Raw genomic sequence first — 22,322 nt, forward strand, 5'->3', positions numbered from 1 at the left:
GTCAGTTCCCCGCGACGGCCTTGCTCAGCAGATCGAGCAGATCGACCGAGCCCTGGGTATTCGTCAGTTCCTCTCCGGAAGTGACGTAAAAATCCGACGCGCCCGGATCGATCGCCACATAGGAGCCGCCAAGCAGCCCGTCCGAGGTGATCGTCACGACGCTGTCCTCGGGGATCTTGACATCGTCGCGGATCGAAAGCGACGCAACCGCGCGATAGGTCTTCGGATCGAGACTCAGCCCGGACACCGCCCCCACCTTCACGCCGGAGACCCGGACATCGGCGCCGGAGGCGATGCCGGAAGCTTTTCTGAACGCCGCCTTCACGTCGTAATAGCCGCCGCCCACGCCGCCGATATCGGCAGTCTGCGCCGCGTAGAACATGAAACCGCCCGCTACCGCCAGCACCGCCGCGCCGATCAGCGTTTCGGCCGTGTTCGACGCCATGTCAGGGGCTCCAGGCTTCGTAGTCGCCGCTGACGCGCGGTCGTTGCGCCGGCGTCCTGAGACTGCCAGGCGGGACATAGGCGGCGGGCGTTCCCGTGGGGTTCGCCTCGTGGTCCTTCTCCCACGCCTTGCGCGGCAGAGGCGCCTCCGTTGGCGCTTCGTCCCAGGTATGGTGTAGCCAGCCGTGCCAGTCGGGCGAGATCCGGCTCGCCTCCGCCACGCCGTTATAGACAACCCATCGCCTTACGCCGCCAGCGCTCTGATAGAAGACGTTTCCGGCCTCGTCCTCGCCGACCTTTTCACCGAACCGGCGGGTGAAGAGGTCGGTGCCGATTGTCGACCCGTTCCACCATGTGAAAAATTGGCTCAGGAGGCTCATGCGCTCATCCATCCGGTTGCGTTCCCCGGGTTTCTAGCACAGTGGCCCAGCCGGTCCAGCCCGTTGCATCAGTTGATCCCGCGGCGGATGCGCCGCCATCGTGCGCGCGGTCGAAATCCCGTCGCGAACCCAGCGACCGAGACGACGCCGGCGGGGCCATGGGGGCCGACGGGACAAGCGCGGCGCTCAGAGCGGTTCGATGTCGCCCTCGGCCCGCGTCGCCTCAAATTCAGCGACGAACGCGGCGAGCGCGCCCGCCTCGATCGCCTCGCGCAGCCCCTGCATGAGCGACTGATAGTAATGCAAGTTATGCCACGTGAGAAGCATGGAGGAGATGATCTCGCCAGCCTTGAAAACGTGATGCAGATAGGCGCGACTGTAGCTCTGGCAGGCCGGGCAACCGCAATCTTCATCCAGCGGGCGTATATCGTCGGCATGGCGAGCGTTCTTGATGTTGACCGCGCCGCGCCGCGTCAGCGCCTGCCCCGTCCGCCCCGAGCGGGAAGGCAACACGCAGTCGAACATGTCGACCCCGCGCATCACCGCGCCAACGATATCGTCGGGCTTGCCGACCCCCATCAGGTAGCGGGGGTGATCCGCGGGCAACATGCCGGGCGCATAGTCGAGAACATCGAGCATCGCCGCCTGCCCTTCCCCGACGGCGAGCCCGCCGATCGCGTAGCCATCGAACCCGACATCCTTCAGCGCCGAGGAAGACTCTTCGCGCAAGTCGCGGAAAACACTACCTTGTTGAATGCCAAAAAGCGCATGGCCCGGTCGGTCGCCGAAGGCCTCCCTGCTGCGCGCGGCCCACCGCATCGAAAGCGCCATGCTTTTCGCCGCATCCGCCTTCGGCGCCGGAAATTCCGTGCATTCGTCGAAGCACATCACGATATCGGAGCCGAGAAGCCGCTGAATCTCCATCGAGCGTTCCGGCGTCAGGTGATGCTCCGACCCGTCAATATGCGATTTGAAGCGCACGCCTTCCTCGGACAGCTTTCGCAACCCGGAAAGACTCATGACCTGAAACCCGCCCGAATCGGTCAGGATCGGCCGCTCCCAATTCATGAACCGATGGAGCCCGCCGAGCCTCGCCACGCGTTCCGCCCCCGGCCGCAGCATCAGATGATAGGTGTTGCCCAGAAGAATGTCGGCGCCCGTCGCCCGCACGCTTTCCGGGGTCATCGCCTTCACGGTCGCCGCCGTGCCCACGGGCATGAAGGCCGGCGTGCGGATCTCGCCGCGCGGCGTGCGGATTGCGCCCCGCCGCGCCAGCCCGTCGCGCGCCGTCACTTCGAACGAAAACCGATCCATCACGCTTCCCTAGACGCCGCCAGACGGGAGCCATATATCAGGGGACGGAACCGCGAAAGGGAGAGCGCCATGGCTGACGGACAGGGCGAGCCTATCATCCGGCCTTCGAGCGAGGATCACCCGCTCTACGAGCCGATCTGCGAAGCCTGCAGAACGGTTCACGACCCTGAAATACCCGTCAATATCTTCGATCTGGGGCTCGTCTACTCCATCGTAATCGACGATTCCGGCGCGGTGGAGATCGACATGACCCTGACCGCCCCGGGCTGCCCCGTCGCGGGTGAAATGCCCGGATGGGTCGCCAATGCGGTGGAATCAGTTCCTGGAGTCGAATCCGCAAAGGTGGAGCTGGTCTGGGATCCTCCCTGGGGCATGGACATGCTTTCAGACGAAGCGCGGCTGGAGCTTGGGTTCATCTGAAAGTTTCCCAACGCGGCGCTAAAGTGGCTATACAACCCTAGGGATATGTGGGTTACACTTCCGCAAGAGCAGGCCGCAATTCGACAACTCACGCCATCCTGAAAGGGAAGGCCATGATCTGAACATGGCGCGCCGCTTGAACGCGGCGCCGCCGGGACCAATCGGCCGGGGTCACCGATGCCGAAACCAGCCGCGCACGGGCGACCGCGCCCGATGCTGGTGAAAGTCTCTCCCTGGGCTTCGACCGATTCCTCCGGTCGGGGCTTTACTGACCGCCCCGACATCGTCGGCGGCGGTCATTTTTTATGCGGCGTCCTCGTCATGTTTTCACCTCCGGTTGAGATTGGCTCCGCGCATGATTAGATTCACTCGCTGAAAGGAACGCAGATGTTCGCCATACCGGGAAAAAAGGCCGTCTCGCTCACACCTGCGGCGGTCGCTCAGATCAAATCCCTGATGCAGGGGTCGGACGGGCGCGTGAAGGGACTGAAACTCGGTCTCAAGAAGGGCGGCTGCGCGGGTATGGAATACACCATGGAGTTCGCCGAAACGGTGGATTCCCATGACGAGGTGATCGAACAGGATGGCGCCTGCGTCATGATCGCGCCGATGGCGCAGATGTTCCTGTTCGGGACCGAGATCGACTATCGCACTTCGCTTCTGGAAAGCGGCTTCGTCTTCAACAACCCGAATGTCGCGGAAGCTTGCGGCTGCGGCGAATCGATCAGCTTCAAGGTCGGGGAGGAGGCTTAGGCCTGACAGGTGACCTGGATCACACCCGGTTAACCTAGATCACGCGCCGTAATTGCGCGCCATAGCGCCGGCACCTGCATCCACCCACGTTATCTCCAGACGCGACGCACCAGCGACAGGAGATTATCATGCCCATTACCTTCAGCGACCTCTTGGTTACTTCCTACCAGACCGGCGGCTGGGGTGGCGGAGACAAGTCCGGCGCCGACAGCTTCGATTTCACTGCGGTGACCGAGCCGAGCCAGGTTGCGCTCCTTCTACCGGCTGTCCAGGCGGCCCGCGAAGCGGCGCGAAGCGGCGATCAGGAGCCAGAGCTTGGCGTCGCCGGGGAAAGCCGCCAGGATGAGGACGTACCGTATCAACCGGACTTCACCGGCGGCGTCCATGTCGCCGCGGGCGATGTGACCGGCGATGGAACGTTTGACACCATTACGAGCCCCGGCCCCGGCGGCGGGCCGCATGTGCGGGTGTTCGACGGCGCGAGCGGCCTGGCCTCGCTGGAACGCGACGAAGGCGGCGATGGGGACGCCTCCCTCGGCAAGGACGGCGATGATCTCCTGATCTGGAACAATGGCGACGGGTCGGACTTTTTCTGAACCCGTCGACGGCGCGTGATGTAAGTCACAGCACAGTCCGACACCCTATGGCGAAACCACATTAATGTCGCCATTTGAAGGGCATGACGGGGGCGAGCGGCGGTCCGGGCGCCGCTCGCTCCCAGACGAAACAAGAAGAGGCGGACGCGGCCGGATCAACCGCCAATCCATCTCTGGCGCGACGGCTCCGGCTTTGGTAGTTCCCCCTTGTGGGTTTATGGGGGAGGCCGTGATGAGCCGTCGCGCTTTTATCGTTGGAAACTGGAAGATGAACGGGCTTGGCCCCGCCGGGGCGGAGATCGACGCCATTTCCGCGGGCGCGCCCGATGGCCCAGAACTCCTGATTTGTGCGCCGGCCACTTTGATCCATCGCCTGTCTAGGCGCGGCGTCGCCATCGGGGGACAGGATTGCCACCCGAAGAGCAGCGGCGCGCATACCGGCGACATCTCCGCCGAGATGTTGGCGGATGCCGGCGCGACGGCGGTGATTGTCGGTCACTCGGAGCGCCGCGCCGATCATGGCGAGACGGATGAAACCGTCGCCGCCAAAGCGCAAGCCGCGCGCAGAGCCGGCCTCACTGCGATCATCTGCGTCGGCGAGACCGAGGTCGAGCGCGACTCCGGCGCCGCGCTCGATGTGGTCGCGCGCCAACTCGATGGCTCCGTCCCGGCCGACGCGAGCGCCGCCAACACGGTCATCGCCTATGAACCGGTCTGGGCCATCGGAACCGGCCGCACGCCGAACGCGGCGCAAATCGGTGAAGTTCACGGCGTGATCCGAGATTGGCTGAAGGCGCGCTTCGGCGCCGAAAGCGACACGATCCGCATCCTTTACGGCGGGTCCATGAAACCAGCCAACGCCGCCGAAATTCTCGCCATCGCGGATGTCGACGGCGGCTTGATCGGCGGCGCCAGCCTGAAGGCTTCGGATTTCCTCGGGATCGCCGCTCAGGCGGCGCGGCTGAGCAGCCCGTAATGCCCGACCAACCTCTGCAGCGCGAGTTTCAGCACCACTTTGCCGGAACGCGCCGACCAGCCCATGCGCCGCTCGGTCGCCTCCAGCCCTTCATGAAAGCAACAGATGCGGAGCGCTGCATCGGCGAGGCCCGGCCCGAGCGTCTCCATCGCCTTGGTGAAACGCTCGCGCGCGAAGAGCGGCCCTTCGGAGGGCGTTCGCCCCGGCCCTGACGAGTGATCGATCGGAGCGAGAAACCGGCTCCAGTCCTGGCCCAGCTTGGGGCCGATCTGCGCCAACTCGTAGTCTTCCCGCAAACGCTCCCCGGCTTCCACCTCTTCCGGCGTCAGCAGGCTGGCGCCGTTGGCGTCCTTTCTGCGGGCGAGCCAGCCGAGCGGCGATTCTCCTACATTGACCCTGATCGTTTCGATCTTGCCGGTCACCGGGTCAGCGTAGCGCCGCCGCCCCTCCGCCTGGTGCTGGCCGGAAAAGACGTTCGGCGCTTCCGCGAGCCCCGTCGCAGAATTCCCCTGCGCTTCCAGCGCGCGACGCCTGAGCATGGCGCGGCCCGTCGCCGTCAACACGTAGCGCGCCGATTGATCAGTTCTCGCCGCGCATTTCACCCAGTCCATCGTCCGAAAACGGGTCGCCGCGCCGATGGGGATGAGCGAGAGCGGTTTCCTGAATCCGTTCTTTGCGCAGAAAATTCCCGCCTTCTCCGCTCCGTTTGCGACGAGCATGAACGCCTCCGGCTCCGACAGCCGCTCCAATGCGACTTGCTCGGCGTTAGTCAGGGCGACGTTGCGGGGGCTGGTCGATGTGGTCGCGGGTTTCGGCATGGGCGGTTCCTTTCGGCTGGATATGCGTGATGTCGGCGTCCCGCCGGATTCGAGCGTCGCCAGCGCGCGCTCGACCAGCGGGTCGTCACGGAGGGCTTCGATCCGGCGCACGGCGCGCATGATGGTGGAGGGCTGTCGGCCCTGCGCCTTCGCGATAGCGCGCATCGTCAGGCCGGAGTCGACATGGGCCAGGTAAACGGCGACGTCCGCCGCACGGCTCCCGTTTGCTCCTGCGAAGACATCCTGCGCGCGGCGGTGGCAGCGATCGAGGGAGTCCAGGGTTGCCTGCATGGATGACAGTCCCGAGTTGAATCGAATTTTAGTTGATTCTTAGCTACCGCAGGTTGATGAAGAATTGTTTAATTTGAAAACCATTTTAACTATCATATACAATTGATTACCAACCATCGCACGATCATCACATGAAGATCGCAACACTCGCTATACGTGTATTATTGGAGGTGGCGTCAACCGAACCGAAGAGGCGTCCCATGACCACAACGATCCGACGGCCAAAGCTTCTGAGCCGCGCCGCGCGCGCCGGCGCGGCGATCTATCGGCGCGAGCGCGATCTCACCCGGCTCCTGCCGAAACTCTTCGGTCAGCGCGCGGTGTTGCCGGCGATCATCGCAGCCGAGGCGGCATGCGAAAGCGAAAGACGAACCGGCGTAGCGACCTACTCCGTCGCCCGCCATGTCAGTCTGCTGGCTGCGCTGGTCGCAGAATCGCGCGCAGCGGGGACCTGAACCGCTCCCTGTCGACGCAGCGGCGGATCAGACGAAAGCGTCCGGCTCCGCCGCCTTGCGTTTCGCCACAAATGTGCGCAGCCCCTCGGCGACGCCCTCGTCAAGCGGCGGGGCCTGGTAATCCGCCAGCATCTGCTTGACCCGCGCCGTCGCCAGCATCTGGGTGTCGCGCGCCCCCTCCTCCGCCCAGGTCTCGAAGGGCTTGTAGTCAAGCAGGCCGGAGCGCCAGAATGCGGTCTTGAAATTCGCCTGGGTGTGCGCGCAGCCGAGGTAATGGCCCCCCGGCCCCACCTCACGGATCGCATCCATCGCCTGCGCGTCCTCGGAAATATCGATCCCGGCGGCGATCGAATGCAGCGCGCCGAGCTGGTCCGCGTCCATGACGAACTTCTCGAACGAGGCGACCAGCCCGCCTTCGAGCCAACCGCAGGCGTGCAGCATGAAGTTCACCCCGCCAAGAAGCGCGGCGTTGAGCGTATTCGCCGTCTCGTAAGCCGCCTGCGCGTCGGGCAGCTTCGAGCCGCAGAGCGCGCCGCCGGAACGGAATGGCAGACCGAGCCTGCGCGCAAGCTGCCCGGCTCCCCAGAGGATCTTCGTCGCTTCAGGCGTCCCGAAAGTCGGCGCGCCAGAATTCATGTCGATCGAGGCCACGAAGGCGCCGAAGATCACCGGGGCGCCGGGGCGGACGAGTTGCGAATAGGCGACGCCGGCCAGCACCTCGGCCAGCACCTGCGTCAGAGTGCCCATGACCGATACCGGCGCCATCGCCCCGCCTACGATGAAGGGCGAAATGATGCAGGCCTGATTGGCGCGGGCGTAAACCTCCAACGCGCCCATCATCACCCCGTCCAGCGTCATCGGCGAGTTGATGTTGATGAGCGAAGTCATCACCGTGTTCTCGGCGACGAACTCCTTCCCGAACAAAATTTCGCACATCGCGACCGAATCCGCCGCTCGCGCGGGATCGGTGACGGAGCCCATGAACGGTTTGTCGGAAAGACGCATATGGGCGTGAATCATGTCGAGATGACGCTTGTTCACCGCGATATCGGTCGGCTCGCACACCGTGCCGCCGGAATGGTGCAGCCATTTCGACATGTAACCGAGTTTCACGAATGTCTCGAAATCCGCCATTGTCGCGTAGCGGCGCCCGCCTTCGGCGTCGCGCACGAAAGGCGGGCCGTAGACCGGGGCGAATACGGTGGTCTTGCCTCCGATCTCGACGTTCCGCTCAGGATTGCGGGCGTGCTGGGTGATGGTCGCGGGCGCCGTCGCGCAGAGTTTACGCGCCAGCCCACGCGGGATGCGGACCCGCTCGTCCCGCACGTCGGCCCCGGCTTCGCGCCAGAGCGCGAGGGCTCCGGGATTATCGGTGAAGGCGACGCCGATCTCTTCGAGCACCGTCTCGGCGTTTCGCTCGATGATCTGGAGCGCCTCTTCGTTCAGGATCTCCATGGTCGGAACTGCGCGTTCGATATAGCGCGCCGCCTCGATCCTGACCGCGGTCCGCTCCGCTCGCCGTGCGGCTCCACCGCCCCCCCGCGCCCGGCGCCGCGCGCCCGCTTCCGCGACTTCCGACATGACGATCCTCCGACGCCCACTACAGGACCGCCTCAGTATATCCGCGCCACCAGAGGGGAGCGCCCGTTTCCGCCGTTCAGCGGCGCGGCGGCGACATCGCCACGCCGCCTTCTGACGCTGCAGCGCGCACGTTATCGCATGCGATAAGGGTCGCAACTTGTTGATATCTCAATATAAATGGAAAATACTGCACGATGGGGACGCGATTATCACATCCCGAAAGGGCCGCTGCGCGGTTTCCGCGCGCACGCCCGTGCTTGCGCGAATCCGCCCCCGCCCGTAATCAGCCGCGATGAGCACGCTCGATCCCGCCGCGCTGCATCAGCGCCTTCTCATCATCGACTTCGGCAGCCAGGTGACGCAACTGATCGCGCGGCGCCTTCGCGAGCTGAACGTCTATTGCGAAATTCATCCGTTTCAGAGCGTCGACGAGGCGTTCCTGAAGGATTTCGCGCCGCGCGCGATTATCCTCTCCGGTGGTCCGGCGAGCGTGATCGACGAAGGAAGCCCACGCCCGCCCAAGGGCGTCTTCACGCTCGGCGTGCCGGTTCTGGGCGTTTGCTACGGTCAGCAGGTGATGATGGAGATGCTCGGCGGCGAGGTCGTGCGCGGCGACGGAACGGCGGAGTTCGGCCGCGCCTATGTCGCTCCGACGGGCGAGCCGCTCAATCTGTTGGAGGGTTGGTTCGCGCCCGAAAATTCGGGCGGGCGCGAGCAGGTCTGGATGAGCCACGGCGATCACGTCGCCCGGCTCGCGCCCGGATTCGAAGTTTACGGCGCCTCGCCGAACGCGCCTTTCGCGGTGACGGCGGACCAGGCGCGCCGCTTCTATGCGGTGCAATTCCATCCCGAAGTTCACCACACGCCGAACGGTGGGCGGCTCTATGAGAATTTCGTGCGGATCGCAGGGTTCACCCGCGACTGGACCATGGCGGCCTATCGCGAGCAGGCGATCGCGGCGATTCGCGACCGAGTCGGCGGCGAGAAGGTGATCTGCGGGCTTTCGGGCGGCGTCGATTCATCCGTGGCGGCGGTGCTGATCCACGAGGCGATCGGCGACCGACTCACCTGCGTATTCGTCGACACCGGGCTGATGCGCGAGGGCGAGGCGGATGAAGTGGTCGGCATGTTCCGCGATCACTACAACATCCCACTGATCCACGCCGATGAAAGCAGCCTGTTTCTCGACGCGCTGAACGGCGTCTCCGACCCCGAAATCAAGCGCAAGATCATCGGCGGGCTCTTCGTCGAGGTGTTCGAGAAACACGCTCACTCCGTTGGCGGCGCGAAGTTTCTGGCGCAGGGCACGCTTTATCCGGATGTGATCGAGAGCGTCAGCTTTTCCGGCGGCCCCTCCGTCACCATCAAGAGCCATCACAATGTCGGCGGCCTGCCGGAGCGGATGAACATGAAGCTGGTGGAGCCGCTGCGCGAGCTTTTCAAGGACGAGGTGCGGGCGCTCGGGCGCGAGCTTGGTCTTCCAGACAGCTTCGTCGGCCGCCACCCCTTCCCCGGCCCCGGCCTGGCGATCCGTTGCCCGGGCGAGATCACGCCGGAGAAACTGTCGATCCTCCGGAAGGCGGACGCGGTCTATATCGACCAGATTCGCCGTCACGGCCTCTATAACGATATCTGGCAGGCCTTCGTCGCGCTCCTGCCGGTGCGCACGGTCGGAGTGATGGGCGATTCGCGCACCTATGACTATGCCTGCGCGCTCCGCGCCGTCACCTCAGTCGACGGAATGACGGCGGACTATTACCCGTTCAGCCACGAGTTCCTAGGCGAAACGGCGACCCGCATAATAAACGAAGTCAAAGGGATAAACCGCGTCACCTACGACATAACATCAAAACCGCCGGGCACGATCGAGTGGGAGTGAACACGGCCGCGGGGCCGAGCGCCCTGCCATTTCAGCGGTCATGCATTCCCTTGCCCGCGCGGATCCTCGGCGCCGATTTCTCGATCCGGGACGTTCGGGTCGCGGATTTCCTGGCCCCGGAGAAATGCAACAGGTACCCTCTCCGACGCCCCGGCGTCAGCGCGTCGAACGCCGCGTTCAGTTCCTGATTGCGGCTCAGAAGCTCGACCAGTTCATCGGGAAACGCGATGTCGTCCTTCGGGAACTCGACCCGCATTCCCGCCTTCTCCACACCGATGGCTTCCGCGATTGAAGCCTTCAGACCGGCTTCCGCCCGCGCGATCTCCTCGACGCCGTCGAAGGCGATCATACGCATCGCGCGCGAATTGGCGCCGGGAGGCGCGAGGCGGCCCTCCGAATCCGTCATGAGGGCGCCCTTGAAGAAGGCCACCGCACATCTGGTCTTGAGCCGCCAGAGCGCGGCGACATTGCCGCCCTCAAATGTATAGCAGGGCGAATTCCACTTGAAATCCTCAGTCAGAGGGCTGGCGAGCAGGATCGCTCGCAACGCCGCCAGTTCCTCCCGCCACGCGTCCGTGTTGGCGAAGAACGCCTCGATCTTCGCGTTCGCCTTGCTCATGTCCGGCTCCGATATCGCCCCGCAACAGATTGATTAACAACCCTTCGGGCGCCGGCTCAACCCGCGCCGGCCCGGATGGCGTTCGCCGACGCGGGTCGAAGCCGCGTAGCGCGGCGGTCGTCCCCCCGCCGGGCGGCGGCGGCGGCGTGGCCTATTCCTCGCGACGGATCATCCAGGCCATGCGGACGCTCGCCGAGACCGTGGTCTCGCCGGCCTCGACGGGAGGAACTGCACTCTCCGCCATCGCACGCATCATCGGGCGCGGCGTGACGCCGCCACCTTCCTCGTCGATGGAGACGAGTTCGCCAAGATTGACGCCCGCCGCCTCGGCGTACAGCAGCGCCTTTCTCTGCGCATCCGCCACCGCCGCGCGGCGCGCCATGTCCATCAATCGCTGATCGTCCGCAAGCCCGAAGCTGATGCCGTTCAGCCGGTTCGCGCCCGCGCCGACGAGCACGCCGAGCGTCTCGCCGACCCCGGCGACGTCCGTGAGCCGCAGGACCACTTCGTTGGAGACGGCGAAGCCGGTCAGCGTGGGCGCTTCGCCGTCGCGGTTGCTCCGGTTGTCGTAAAGCGGACGCAGCGACAGCCCGCTGGTCTGGATATCCGCCCTCTCGACGCCGCGTTCGATGGCCGCAGCGATCAGCGCCCCAGCCGCCTCCGAATTCGCGGAGAGAGCTTCCGCCGCCTGCGCCGCGCGGGTTTCGACCCCGATCCTTACGGTCGCCTGATCGGGCGCGGCGCTCGCGTATCCTTCGCCGCGCACGGTCAGCACGGGATCGGCGAGCGCGGCGGAGGCGGCGAGGATGAGCACGGCGCACAAGGCCGCGGGTCGATGCAGATTCATGTTGGTCTTTCCTTCAGGTCCTGCGATTTCGAAATCGCCTTTCCCCCTCATTTATGCCAGATAGCGCCTCGGAACCGCGTGGGTAAGAGGCTGGGTGATGGATTTTCTGAGCGCTAACGTATTCGTCATCGCGCTTGTCGTTTTCGTCCTGATTGCGATCAGCCGGGGCGTCAGGTCGGTGCCGCAGGGCGAGGAGTGGACCGTCGAGCGCTTCGGCCGCTACACAACCTCGCTGAAACCCGGTCTCCGCTTCATCATTCCGATCGTCGACCAGATCGGGCGCAAGGTGAACATGATGGAGACGGTGCTGGACATCGAGGGCCAGGAGGTCATCACCCGCGACAACGTCATGGTGAGGGCCGACGCCGTCGCCTTTTACCAGGTAGTCGACGCGGCGAAGGCGTCGTACGAGGTGCGCGATCTGGAGCACGCGCTCACCAATCTCAGCCAGACCAACGCAAGGACCGTGCTCGGCGCGATGGACCTCGACGAGATGCTGTCCAATCGCGACATGATCAACAGTCGGCTCCTCGACGTGATCGACCAAGCCTCGACCCCCTGGGGGGTGAAGGTGCTGCGCGTGGAGATCAAGGATCTCTCGCCGCCCGCCGACATCACTGAGGCGATGGCGAAGCAGATGAAGGCCGAGCGCGAGAAACGCGCCGAAGTGCTGGAGGCCGAGGGGCTGAAACAGGCCGCGATCCTGAAGGCCGAGGGTGTGCGCGAGAGCCAGATCAGGGAGGCCGAGGGGCGGCGCGAGGCGGCGTTTCTCGACGCCGAAGCCCGCGAGCGCGCCGCCGAGGCGGAGGCGAAGGCGACAGAGATGGTCTCCAAGGCCATCGCCGAGGGCGACGTGCAGGCGATCAACTATTTCGTCGCGCAGAAATACACCGAGGCGCTCCGCGATGTCGCCGCCGCGCCGAACGCCAAGACGGTGATGATTCCACTGGAGGCGTCCGGGCTGATCGGGTCCATCGCCGGAATCGCCGAGCTCGCCAAAACGGTCGGAAAGCAGGACTGAGCGATGCCCGAGTTCGACCTTTTCGCCCTGCTCGCCGGCGCGTCGCCGTGGTGGTGGGTTGCGCTCGCGGTCATCGTCGGCGTGATCGAACTGCTGACCTTCTCGTATTTCCTGATCTGGGTCGCGCTGGCCGCGCTCGCCACCGGCGTCACGCTCTGGTTCGCGCCGGGATTGGGCGGCGCGGCGCAACTCGCGCTCTTCGCTGCGCTCGCGGTCGTTCTGACCGTGGCCGGGCGCGCCTGGTTGGCGCGTCGCCGAGTGGTGGACGGCGCGCCGGGACTCAATCGGCGGTCGGAGCAGATGGTCGGACGCGTCGGAAAGACGATGGCGGCGTTCGAACGCGGTGAGGGTGTGCTCCTTATCGACGGCGTGCGCTGGAGCGCGCGGCTGAGGACCGGCGCGGCCGGCCCGGGCGAGACGCTGAGGGTGATCGGCGCAGAGGGCATGGTCCTGATCTGCGAACCGGCCTGAGGCGGCGCGGATGAGGTGGCTCCGCATGCTCGCCGACGGTCGCGGATGGACCGTCGCGCCGGGTTGGCGCGTTCTGGGCGCGGCGCTTGCGCTGACGCTGGTTATCGGTGCGACGAGCAGTGAGAGCGTCTTCAACACGCTCTTCAGGCTCGATGCGCGGATAATCGACCTCTGGCAGCGCCTTTCCGGCCCGGATGAGCCGAGCGGCGAAGTCGTCGTCGTCGGCATCGACGCCGCGGCGATCCGCGAAAAGGGTCGCTGGCCTTGGGGCCGGTCGACGCTGGCCGAACTCGTCGAGATCATCGCGGCGGCCAAGCCGAAGAGCCTCACGCTCGACATTCTGCTGACCGAGCCGGGGCCCTATTCCGAGGTCAACCTGATGCGGACCTTCCGCGCGAAGGGACCGGAGGTGTTCTCCTATCTGCCGGGCGATCCCGACGCGCGGCTCGCCGCGGCGATCCGTTCGGCGCCGACCGCGCTCGCCGTCGCGGGGGGATCTTCGCGCGCCATCGACGACCTTCCCGGCCTCACCCAATGCGCCGAGCCGGCGCTGATGCGCGCGGTCGCGCAACCGTTTCTCGTCGAATGCCTGCTCTTCCCGCTCGCATTGTTCGAAAGCGCAGCCTCGGGCTACGCCGTCGCCTTCGCCGAGCAGGATCTCGATGGCGTGGTGCGCCGGGGGCGCGCACTTGTCGGCCTTCCTTTGCAGGACGATGACGGTCAGGCGAGTGTCACGCTTCTGCCCGCGATGCCGGTCGCGGCGCTGACGACCTGCGCGCCGGCCGACCCCGACTGCCTCGCCTATGATCCCGCGATGGCGTTTCTCACCGATCCGGCCGCGGGGCGCCGCCTGCGGCTGACGCGCGAGGATGGCGGCGGGCCGCCGGCGATCCCGTTGACGCCCAGCCTCGCGCTCTGGCTCGATTTCGGCGCGCTCGACGCGCTCGGCGCCGAGGGGACCGGCGCGGCGCGGATGATCTCCGCCGCCGCGCTCTTTCAGGGCGACGCCGATGAACGCGCGCGCATCGAAGGGCGCCATGTGATCCTCGGGCTCGCGCGCCTGGGCGCGATCGACCAGTATACGACGCCGCTCGCATCCGCGACGGGTGCGGCGGGCGTAGTCATTCAAGCGCTCGCGGCGGATAACATCCTCGCCGGACGCGTGCTCGGCCAGCCCGTCTGGGCGCGGAACGCGGCGCTCGCCTACGCGGTTTTCGTCGCCTTTCTCGCGCTGATCCGCTTTGGCGGCGTATCAATGACTGTGCTTGTCGGTTTCGGCGGCCTCACGGTTCTGGCTCCCCTCGCGGCGAGTTGGGCGGCGTTCGAGTTCGGGAAATCGGTGATTCTCGCGGCCACGCCCGCGCTTGCCGCTCTCCTCGCCGGCGCGCCGGTCGTCTATGGCCGCATTTCAGCGCTGCGGCGCGATCTTGCGGAAGCGCGCGAGACGCAGGCCCGCGAGGAAGAGCGCATGGACGCGGCGCGTGAGATTCAGCTCGGCTCCCTCCCTTTCGGCGCGGATTTCACCGGCATCGGCTTCGAGACCGCCGCGATATGCCGCCCGGCGCAGGAGGTTGGCGGCGATTTCTTCGAGTTGTTCCAGTTGTCGGACGGCCGGCTTTTCGCCGCAGTTGGCGATGTGTCCGGCAAAGGGCTAGAGGCCAGTCTGGTGACCGCCCTCTCGAAATCCATCGCCGGCGCGGTGACCGACCGGACCGCCGGCCCGCTTGGCGCGGCGCTTGGCGAGATCGGGCGCGAGTTCATCCGGCAGGCGCCGACCGCGTGGCGGCGCGACAAGGGCGGGTTCGTCACCCTGGTCGTCGCCCGGATCGACCCGCAAAGCGGTGAAGCCGAGTTCGCCGCCGCCGGGTGCGAGCCGCCGACCGTAATCGGCGCCGATGGCGCGCGCCGTGACGTGGAGACGCCGCCCGTCGCCCCGCTCGGCTGGCTGGACTCGCCGCGTTTCGAGACCGCGCGACTCACGCTCGCGCCCCATGATGTGATCCTGATGTTCACCGACGGCGTAACCGAGGCGGAGACACCCGGCGGCGCGCTTTTCGGTCAGGCGCCGGCGGAGAAGGTCGCGATGGGGGCGGCGCCCGGCGGCGCCGGCGCTGTCGTCGAGGCGCTCGACGCGGCGGTGTCGGCCCATCAGGCCGGTCGCGCGCCGACTGACGACACAACGATCCTCGCCGTCGCGTGGACTGGACCGCCCGCCGACGGCGCCGCGGCGGGTTGACTTCCGCCCCGCCCTGCCGCACCCGTCCCGCGCCATGCTGACGATCACCGACCTTGGATTCACCCTCGCCGGCCGCCGCCTTTTCGACGGCGCGACGATGCGCGCGCCCGACCGGGCGCGGATCGGCCTCGTCGGACGCAACGGAACCGGCAAGACCACGCTTTTCCGGCTGATCGAGGGCGAACTGACCGCCGACGCCGGAACGATCGAGATTCGCCGCGGCGCCAGGATCGGCGGCGTGAAGCAGGAGGTGCCCGCAGGCCCCGACCCCCTGATCGAGATCGTGCTCGCGGCGGATCGAGAGCGCGCATCGCTCCTCGCGGAGGCGGAGGTCGCGACCGATCCGCACCGGATCGCCGAAATCCAGTTGCGGCTCACCGATATCGACGCCCATTCCGCCGAAGCGCGCGCTGCGGCGATCCTCTCCGGGCTCGGCTTCGACGCGGCGGCGCAGGCCCGCGCTGCGGCCGAGTTCTCCGGCGGCTGGCGGATGCGCGTCGCGCTGGCCTCGGTGCTATTCGCCGCGCCCGACCTCCTGCTCCTCGACGAGCCGACGAACTATCTCGACCTTGAAGGCGCGGTCTGGCTGGAAAGTTTTCTCGCGCGCTATCCGGCGACGGCGATGGTGATCAGCCATGACCGGGGGCTTCTCAACCGCTCGGTCGACCGCATCCTGCACCTGAGCGGTCAGAAGCTGACGCTCTACGCCGGCGGCTATGACGATTTCGATAAGAAGCGCCGGGCTGACGCCGCGCAAACCGAGGCCGCCATCGCCAAGCAAACGCGCGAGCGCGCGCACATCCAGAGCTTCGTCGACCGCTTCCGCTACAAGGCGTCGAAAGCGAAACAGGCGCAATCCCGCCTGAAGATGCTGGAGCGGATGCAGCCGATCTCCAGCGCCGCCGAGGGGACGGTCGCGCCGTTTCGCTTTCATTGCGGCGAGGAACTCTCTCCGCCGATCATCGCCTTCGAAAAGGTGAGCGTCGGCTATGACGGCAAGCCGGTGCTGCGCGACATCTCGCTCCGCATCGACCCGGACGACCGGATCGCGCTGCTCGGCGCCAACGGTCAGGGCAAATCGACGCTGGCGAAACTGATCTCGCGCCGGCTCTCGCCCATCGAGGGCGTCGAGACCCGCGCGGCGAAGCTCCGCATCGGCTATTTCGCGCAGCACCAGACGGACGAGCTGCACGAGGACGAAACCCCAGTCCAGCACATCCGTCGACTGCTGCCCGACCAGCCGGAGGCGAAGTTGCGCGGGCGTCTCGGTGCGGTCGGCATCGGCGCCGAGATCGCCACCAACAAGGTGCGCTCGCTTTCCGGCGGGCAGAAGGCGCGCCTTCTGCTGGCGCTGATGACCGTCCATCAGCCGCAGCTTCTGATCCTCGACGAGCCGACCAACCACCTCGACATCGAAAGTCGTGAGGCGCTGGCCCAGGCGCTGGCGGAATATGAGGGGGCGGTGATCCTGATCGCCCATGACGCGGAGCTTGTCGGCGCCGTCGCAGATCGGCTCTGGCTGGTTTCCGAGGGCGGCGTGAAGCCGTTCGACGGAGATATGGACGACTACCGCGCTCTCCTCCTCGCCGACCGCGGCGGGGTGCGGCGGGAGCGAGAGAAGGCGGAGAAACCGAAACCCGCCAAACGCGACCGCGCCGCCGAGCGCGCCACGCTCGCGACGCTGCGCGCCGAGGCGAGGGCGGCGGAGGCCCGAGTCGCGAAGATCGAGACGATGAAGGCGAAGATCGACGAGGCCCTCGCGGACCCCGACCTCTATATTTCGCAACCGAAGCACCGGTTCGCGCAATTGCAGAAAAAGCGCGCCGAGATCGTCGAAGGGTTGGAGCGGGCGGAGCAGATCTGGTTGAAGGCGCAGGAACGGCTGGACGACGCGGAATGATCGAGATCTACGCCACCGCCTTCGCCACGCTCTTCGTCATGATCGACCCGATCGGCGTCGCGCCGCTATTCGCGACGCTGACGCAGGGCGCGAGCCTTCGCCAGCGAATGGCGATCGCGCTGCGCGGCGTCCTCATCGGCGGCGCGCTGCTGCTGATCTTCGGCCTGATCGGCGACGCCGCGTTGAGCGCTGTCGGCATCTCGGTGCCGGCCTTCCGGATCGCCGGTGGGCTGATGCTGTTCCTGCTCGCCGTCGACATGCTGTTCGAGAAACGCGGCCAGCGCCGTCAACAGCACGCCGACGCGGAGGCGGAGGCGAACGACCCCTCGGTCTTTCCACTGGCGACGCCGCTGATCGCTGGGCCCGGCGCGCTGACCGCAATGGTTCTTCTCGCGGCTGACGTGAAAGGCGATCCCGCAGGGTCGTTCGTGGTTTACGGCGCGCTCCTCACGATTCTTCTCATCACCTTCCTGTTCCTGATCGCCACGGATCTGATCGAACGCGCGCTCGGCGACACCGGAATCAAGGTGCTTACCCGGCTCTTCGGCATGATGCTGGGCGCGCTCGCGGTGCAGTTCGTTCTGGACGGGGTCGAAGGTTACATGACGACGCTCTGAGCAGCGCGCTCAGACCTCGACCGTCAGGCCGCGAAGCGCGACGCCAAGATCGCCATAGCCGGTGAAACGCCGCCGATACGCGAGGCCGAGCCGCTCCGCCGCCGCAGCCGCCGCGCGGTCGAGTGCGGGGTCGTCGGTCTGCGCCAGATAGATCAGCTCCTCGTAATTGCCGAAGATCATGTCGCGCAGCTGCGGATACCGGTCGAGCCCCATGGGCCGGATCACAAAGGCGTCGAACTGCTTCACGAGAAAGTCGGTCAGATAGAAGACCCGCATCTCATCGTCGCCCCGCGCCGCGAATGTGGCGTTGCCGTCGAAGAAGGAATAACAGTGCGGCCCCTCGATCCGCTGCACGCCTTCCTCCTCGCAGACGCGGTCGAGCATGCCGCCGGTGCCGCAATCGGCGTAAACGACGAAGACCTCCGCGTAGCCCCGCGCGCGGCCCTTGCGCACCGCTGCGCGCACCGCTTCCGGTATCTTCTCCGGCGTCAGATGCAGGATCGCCGGCAGGCATGTGAGATCCATGTGCTCCCAGCCGTTCAGCGCCTTCAGCGCGAGGATCTCTCGCGCCAGGGCGCCGCAGGCGAGAAGAAGAATACGGCCCGCGCCCTTCGGACCGGCCGCATCCAGCCCGCGTTCGGTCAGCGTATCGTCGCTGACCGCGTCCATCAGGCGGTGACCTGGTTATGCTTGCGCGCCACCAGCGTCTTCGCCGTCTCCACCGCCACGGCGGCGTCGCGGCAATAGGCGTCGGCGCCGATCGCCTTGCCGAACTCCTCATTCAGCGGCGCGCCGCCGACGAGAACGATGTAGTCGTCGCGCATGCCCTTCTCGACCATCGTGTCGATCACGACCTTCATGTAGGGCATCGTCGTGGTCAGCAGCGCCGACATGCCGAGAATGTCCGGCTTCTCGCTCTCCAGCGCATCCAGGTATTTCTCGACGGCGTTGTTGATGCCGAGATTGATGACCTCGAACCCGGCGCCCTCCATCATCATCGCGACGAGGTTCTTGCCGATGTCGTGGATATCGCCCTTCACTGTGCCGATCACCATGCTGCCGAGCCGCGGCGCGCCGGTTTCGATCAGGAGCGGCTTGAGAATGGCCATGCCGCCTTTCATCGCGTTGGCGGCGAGCAGCACCTCCGGGACGAAGAGGATGCCGTCGCGGAAGTCGATGCCGACGATGCGCATCCCTTCGACCAGGGCCTTCGTGAGGATGTCATAGGGCAACCAGCCGCGCTCAAGCAGGATGTTCACCGCTTCCTCGATCTCCTCCTTCAGCCCGTCATAGAGGTCGTCGTGCATCTGGAGCACAAGCTCTTCGTCATCGAGTTCACTGAGGATGACGTCCTCTTCTTCATCCGCCATCTGTCCTGTCCTTCATCACGCGGGCGAAAGCGCCCGGTTCAGCGCCACATAGAGGCTACATGCTTCGCGCGCCAATCCGAAGCGCACCAATTGGCGACTACGCGGCGTCGTTATGCGACGTCAACCGCGTCGGCGGCGGCGTTCGCGCTTCGGGGGCCCCTCGCCTGAGGCGCCGTCATCGGTAGAGGAAAAGGCCCCCAGCCGAGCGGCGATCTCATCAAGGCCGGGTCGCCGCCCCCCCGGCGGCTTCGTCTCCAGCGCCTCGCGCATGGCCGCGACGTGCTCCGGTTTCGAACCGCAGCAACCGCCGATGATCCGCGCCCCCGCGTCGCGGGCGAGAATGGCGTAATCGGCCATCAGCTCCGGCGTGCCGGAATAGACGATGATCCCGTCCTGATAGGACGGAATACCGGCGTTCGCCTTGGCGATCAGCACGGAGCCCGGCGCCGCCTTGGACAATCCCAGCACAGTGCGTAGCAGATCGGAGGCGCCGACGCCGCAATTGGCCCCGAAGGCGATCGGCTTCGCCGCCAGCCCGGCGGCGATCCCGGCGTAGCCGGTGGAGGTGACGCCCATCATCGTCCGCCCGGCGGAATCGAAGCTCATCGTGGCGCAGAACGGCGCGCCGACCCTGGCGGCGGCGTCCGAAGCGGCGCGCATCTCCTCCTCCGAGGAGATCGTTTCGGCCCAGAGCACGTCCGCGCCGCCATCGAGAAGACCCCGCGCCTGCTCCTCAAACATTTCGACGGCGGCGTCATGCGTGAGTGGCCCGACCGGCTCCAGCAACTCGCCCGTCGGCCCCATCGAGCCGGCGACGACCACTGTGCGCCTGGAGCGGTCGACGCAATCGCGGGCGATCTCAGCGGCGACGCGGTTCAGTTCATAGGCGCGATCCTGCGCCTGATGCAGCTTGAGACGGGCGCGCGTGCCGCCGAAGGAGTTGGTCAGGATCAGATCCGAACCCGCGTCGATAAAGCCCTGATAAAGGGCGCGGATGCGCTCAGGTTTGTCGGTGTTCCAGAGTTCCGGGGCTTCGCCCGCCTCCAGTCCCATGGCGAAAAGATTGGTCCCGGTAGCGCCGTCGGCCACGAGCCAAGGGCGCGTCTCAAGAAGACGGGAAAGAATGTCGGTCATGTTCGCGCTCTCATTCCGGGGCGGATCACGACTTGATGAACCGAACTGTAATCCCAGACAAGGGTGCGGAGAGTCGCGAAAGGGCCGCCGGCGAACCGGCGACCCCGAAGAAGCGCCGCTGCGACTTCAGATGACGCCGAAAGCCAGCATCGCGTCGGCGACCTTCTTGAAACCGGCGATATTGGCGCCTTTCACGTAATCGACATGGCCGTCCGGTCCCGTGCCCTGCTCGACACAGGCCTTGTGAATATCGCCCATGATCTTCTTCAGCGCGGCGCGCAGATCCTCCTCCTCACGGTGAAGGCGAGCGGAGTTCTGGCTCATCTCCAGCCCCGACATGCCGACGCCGCCGGCGTTCGACGCCTTGCCCGGCGCATAGAGGATTTTCGCTTCGGAGAAGGCGGTGATCGCGTTCATGTCGCAGGGCATGTTGGCGCCTTCCGAGACCGCGACGCAGCCGTTTTTCAGCAGCGTCTTCGCCTCCTCGCCGTTCAACTCGTTCTGCGTCGCGCAGGGAAGCGCCAGTTCGCACGGCACGCTCCAGGGGCGCGCGCCTTCATGGAACGTGCCGCCGAACTCATCGACATAGGCCGCGATCCGGGCGCCGCGCTGTTTCTTGTGCTCCTTGATCCAGTCGATCTTCTCCTGCGTGAAGCCGTCGGGGTCGTGGATGAAACCGCCCGAATCCGACATCGTCACCGGCTTGCCGCCGCGATGCAGGATCTTCTCCGCAGCATGTGTCGCCACATTGCCGGAGCCGGAGATGATCACTGTCTTGCCCTCGATCGCATCCTCTTTGTGATTCAGCATGTCTTCGAGGAAATAGACCGCGCCGTAGCCGGTCGCCTCCGGCCGCATGCGCGAGCCGCCGTATTCGAGGCCCTTGCCGGTGAGCACGCCCTCGAAACTGTTGGTGATCCTCTTGAACTGGCCGAACATGTAGCCGATTTCCCGGCCGCCTACACCGATATCGCCGGCCGGAACGTCGATATTCTGCCCGACATGCCGGTAAAGCTCGGTCATGAAGTTCTGGCAGAAACGCATGATTTCACGCTGCGATTTGCCCTTGGGGTCGAAATCGGCTCCGCCCTTGCCGCCGCCCATCGGCAGCCCGGTGAGCGAATTCTTGAAAGTCTGCTCGAAGCCGAGGAATTTGAGCACGCCCTGGTTGACCGACGGGTGAAAACGGATGCCACCCTTGTAGGGGCCGATCGAGTTGTTGAACTGCACCCGATAGCCGCGATTGACATGCACCTCGCCATCATCGCTGGCCCAGGTGACGCGGAAGGAGATGATCCGGTCCGGCTCGGCCATCCGCTCCAGCACCTTGATCTTCTCATAGACAGGATTGTTGTTGATAAACGGAATGACGGTCTCCGCCACCTCATGCACGGCCTGATGAAACTCGACCTCGCCCGGATTGCGGCTCACCACCCAATCCATGAAGTCGCTGAGATTGATCGCCATTGCGCTTTCCCCTCCCCATTTTCCCGACGCCTCAATCCGGCGGCGCCCTGCCGGCATTTTTCGTCGCCAGAAATTGCGCCCGCCCGGCCCTCGCGGTCAAGCCTCATCCCGCCGGATGCGTGCGGGTATGCACAACTGGCGGGTGAATTTCGGGAATCCGCCAAGGCGGCGTCGCCGCGTCGGCCCGCTCCCCCATTATGCGACAGACGCCGCGACCAAATCGTTAACAAGGCGCGGCCAGCCCTCGGCGACGCGGAGGAAGCCGCGCGGTGCTCCAGCGCGTCAGGCCGCCGCGCGCGCCAGATCCTTCAGCCGCGCGACCATGGCGCGAAGCCCGTTCGAGCGCTGAGATGAAAGATGCTGGTCGAGCCCAAGCGCCTTGAGCCGCCCTTCGATATCCTCCTCGCGGATCTCCGCCGGGCTACGTCCGCTCAGCATCAGCCAGAGAACCGCGATCAGCCCTCGCACGATCATCGCATCGCTGTCGCCGACGAAATGGAGCCGCCGCGCCGCGCCTTCGCCCTCGATTCGCGGCGCGATCCAGACCTGGCTGGCGCAGCCGTCGACCTTGGTCAGCGCCGATTTCTGCGACTCCGCCATCGGCGGCATCCCGCGTCCGAGGTCGATGACGTAGCGATAGCGGTCCTCCCAGTCGTCAAGCAACTCGAACGTCTCCACCACTTCGTCGAAATTCTCGGCGTCCATGCGGCCTCCTCCATCGGGATCGAAATAG

Annotated in this window: 23 protein-coding genes; 11 read left to right on the plus strand and 12 right to left on the minus strand. The window is 65.9% G+C overall.

From position 1 onward, the window contains the following. Position 1 precedes the first annotated feature (1 nt). The 3 genes from mlaD to tgt form a co-directional block, all read right to left on the minus strand. Positions 2–445, minus strand: coding sequence for an outer membrane lipid asymmetry maintenance protein MlaD (gene mlaD, locus G5B40_RS03420; RefSeq protein ID WP_165095010.1), 444 nt, complete (start codon positions 443–445; stop codon positions 2–4). A 1-nt stretch (position 446) separates the two neighbouring features. Beyond that, a complete protein-coding gene (locus tag G5B40_RS03425; protein WP_165095014.1) occupies positions 447–824 on the minus strand; it encodes an NADH:ubiquinone oxidoreductase subunit NDUFA12 in 378 nt (125 codons plus the stop codon). A 186-nt stretch (positions 825–1,010) separates the two neighbouring features. Beyond that, on the minus strand, positions 1,011–2,141 hold the full coding sequence (tgt, locus tag G5B40_RS03430) for a tRNA guanosine(34) transglycosylase Tgt (protein WP_165095016.1): 1,131 nt from the start codon (positions 2,139–2,141) through the stop codon (positions 1,011–1,013). A 66-nt stretch (positions 2,142–2,207) separates the two neighbouring features. On the opposite strand from tgt, the gene G5B40_RS03435 reads away from it, so the two are divergent. From G5B40_RS03435 to tpiA, 4 genes are all read left to right on the plus strand, one after another. Continuing rightward, on the plus strand, positions 2,208–2,558 hold the full coding sequence (locus G5B40_RS03435; RefSeq protein ID WP_165095019.1) for an SUF system Fe-S cluster assembly protein: 351 nt from the start codon (positions 2,208–2,210) through the stop codon (positions 2,556–2,558). Between the two features lie 387 nt (positions 2,559–2,945). Continuing rightward, complete coding sequence (locus tag G5B40_RS03440) at positions 2,946–3,311, plus strand: HesB/IscA family protein (RefSeq protein ID WP_165095022.1); 366 nt, start codon at positions 2,946–2,948, stop codon at positions 3,309–3,311. A 128-nt stretch (positions 3,312–3,439) separates the two neighbouring features. Then, positions 3,440–3,907 carry a hypothetical protein gene (locus G5B40_RS03445; protein WP_165095024.1) on the plus strand — a complete coding sequence of 156 codons (468 nt, stop codon included), beginning with the start codon at positions 3,440–3,442 and terminating at the stop codon, positions 3,905–3,907. A gap of 232 nt (positions 3,908–4,139) precedes the next feature. Next, entirely contained in the window at positions 4,140–4,883 is a 744-nt protein-coding gene (gene tpiA, locus G5B40_RS03450) for a triose-phosphate isomerase (protein ID WP_211907406.1), read from the plus strand. Here the strand turns inward: tpiA and G5B40_RS03455 are convergent. After that, a complete protein-coding gene (locus G5B40_RS03455; RefSeq protein ID WP_165095030.1) occupies positions 4,856–5,992 on the minus strand; it encodes a DUF6456 domain-containing protein in 1,137 nt (378 codons plus the stop codon). The genes tpiA and G5B40_RS03455 overlap by 28 nt on opposite strands. Positions 5,993–6,192: 200 nt before the next feature. Between G5B40_RS03455 and G5B40_RS03460 the strand changes: the two genes are divergently transcribed. Next, positions 6,193–6,447, plus strand: coding sequence for a DUF6477 family protein (locus G5B40_RS03460; RefSeq protein WP_165095032.1), 255 nt, complete (start codon positions 6,193–6,195; stop codon positions 6,445–6,447). Positions 6,448–6,474: 27 nt separating this feature from the next. On the opposite strand, the gene G5B40_RS03465 is transcribed toward G5B40_RS03460, so the two are convergent. Next, positions 6,475–8,028 (minus strand): trimethylamine methyltransferase family protein, encoded by a 1,554-nt coding sequence (locus tag G5B40_RS03465; protein WP_165095035.1) that lies wholly within the window; start codon positions 8,026–8,028, stop codon positions 6,475–6,477. A 292-nt stretch (positions 8,029–8,320) separates the two neighbouring features. On the opposite strand from G5B40_RS03465, the gene guaA reads away from it, so the two are divergent. Next, positions 8,321–9,907 carry a glutamine-hydrolyzing GMP synthase gene (gene guaA, locus G5B40_RS03470; RefSeq protein WP_165095037.1) on the plus strand — a complete coding sequence of 529 codons (1,587 nt, stop codon included), beginning with the start codon at positions 8,321–8,323 and terminating at the stop codon, positions 9,905–9,907. A 31-nt stretch (positions 9,908–9,938) separates the two neighbouring features. Here guaA and G5B40_RS03475 read toward each other — a convergent pair whose 3' ends face one another. Together G5B40_RS03475 and G5B40_RS03480 are read right to left on the minus strand one after the other, a co-directional pair. After that, positions 9,939–10,526 carry a YdeI/OmpD-associated family protein gene (locus G5B40_RS03475; RefSeq protein ID WP_165095040.1) on the minus strand — a complete coding sequence of 196 codons (588 nt, stop codon included), beginning with the start codon at positions 10,524–10,526 and terminating at the stop codon, positions 9,939–9,941. A 151-nt stretch (positions 10,527–10,677) separates the two neighbouring features. Continuing rightward, positions 10,678–11,373, minus strand: coding sequence for an SIMPL domain-containing protein (locus tag G5B40_RS03480; protein ID WP_165095042.1), 696 nt, complete (start codon positions 11,371–11,373; stop codon positions 10,678–10,680). Between the two features lie 97 nt (positions 11,374–11,470). Here G5B40_RS03480 and G5B40_RS03485 point away from each other — a divergent pair, with 97 nt between their 5' ends. Genes G5B40_RS03485 through G5B40_RS03505 form a run of 5 tightly spaced genes read left to right on the plus strand, consistent with a single transcriptional unit; the run spans position 11,471 to position 17,618 of the window. Continuing rightward, positions 11,471–12,394, plus strand: a complete 924-nt coding sequence (locus G5B40_RS03485; protein ID WP_165095044.1) for an SPFH domain-containing protein — start codon at positions 11,471–11,473, stop codon at positions 12,392–12,394. A gap of 3 nt (positions 12,395–12,397) precedes the next feature. After that, positions 12,398–12,865 (plus strand): NfeD family protein, encoded by a 468-nt coding sequence (locus G5B40_RS03490; protein ID WP_165095046.1) that lies wholly within the window; start codon positions 12,398–12,400, stop codon positions 12,863–12,865. Between the two features lie 10 nt (positions 12,866–12,875). After that, positions 12,876–15,101, plus strand: a complete 2,226-nt coding sequence (locus G5B40_RS03495) for a SpoIIE family protein phosphatase (protein ID WP_165095048.1) — start codon at positions 12,876–12,878, stop codon at positions 15,099–15,101. 34 nt (positions 15,102–15,135) lie between these two features. After that, on the plus strand, positions 15,136–17,001 hold the full coding sequence (locus G5B40_RS03500; RefSeq protein WP_165095050.1) for an ABC-F family ATP-binding cassette domain-containing protein: 1,866 nt from the start codon (positions 15,136–15,138) through the stop codon (positions 16,999–17,001). Next, positions 16,998–17,618 carry a MarC family protein gene (locus G5B40_RS03505; RefSeq protein WP_165095052.1) on the plus strand — a complete coding sequence of 207 codons (621 nt, stop codon included), beginning with the start codon at positions 16,998–17,000 and terminating at the stop codon, positions 17,616–17,618. The genes G5B40_RS03500 and G5B40_RS03505 overlap by 4 nt, the downstream gene beginning before the upstream one ends. A gap of 9 nt (positions 17,619–17,627) precedes the next feature. Here the strand turns inward: G5B40_RS03505 and G5B40_RS03510 are convergent, their stop codons facing one another. The 5 genes from G5B40_RS03510 to G5B40_RS03530 form a co-directional block, all read right to left on the minus strand. After that, the gene (locus tag G5B40_RS03510; RefSeq protein ID WP_165095054.1) at positions 17,628–18,287 is read right to left on the minus strand and encodes a DUF1638 domain-containing protein; all 660 of its coding nucleotides are present in this window, start codon (positions 18,285–18,287) and stop codon (positions 17,628–17,630) included. Then, positions 18,287–18,988 (minus strand): corrinoid protein, encoded by a 702-nt coding sequence (locus tag G5B40_RS03515; protein WP_165095057.1) that lies wholly within the window; start codon positions 18,986–18,988, stop codon positions 18,287–18,289. The genes G5B40_RS03510 and G5B40_RS03515 overlap by 1 nt, the downstream gene beginning before the upstream one ends. Positions 18,989–19,108: 120 nt before the next feature. Next, the gene (gene bmt, locus G5B40_RS03520; RefSeq protein WP_165095060.1) at positions 19,109–20,122 is read right to left on the minus strand and encodes a betaine--homocysteine S-methyltransferase; all 1,014 of its coding nucleotides are present in this window, start codon (positions 20,120–20,122) and stop codon (positions 19,109–19,111) included. Between the two features lie 126 nt (positions 20,123–20,248). Then, positions 20,249–21,589, minus strand: a complete 1,341-nt coding sequence (gdhA, locus tag G5B40_RS03525; RefSeq protein ID WP_165095063.1) for an NADP-specific glutamate dehydrogenase — start codon at positions 21,587–21,589, stop codon at positions 20,249–20,251. A 282-nt stretch (positions 21,590–21,871) separates the two neighbouring features. Next, on the minus strand, positions 21,872–22,294 hold the full coding sequence (locus tag G5B40_RS03530) for a SufE family protein (RefSeq protein ID WP_165095066.1): 423 nt from the start codon (positions 22,292–22,294) through the stop codon (positions 21,872–21,874). Positions 22,295–22,322 lie beyond the last annotated feature (28 nt).

It is taken from the genome of Pikeienuella piscinae (assembly GCF_011044155.1).
In the GTDB taxonomy this organism is placed as follows: Bacteria; Pseudomonadota; Alphaproteobacteria; order Rhodobacterales; family Rhodobacteraceae; genus Pikeienuella; species Pikeienuella piscinae.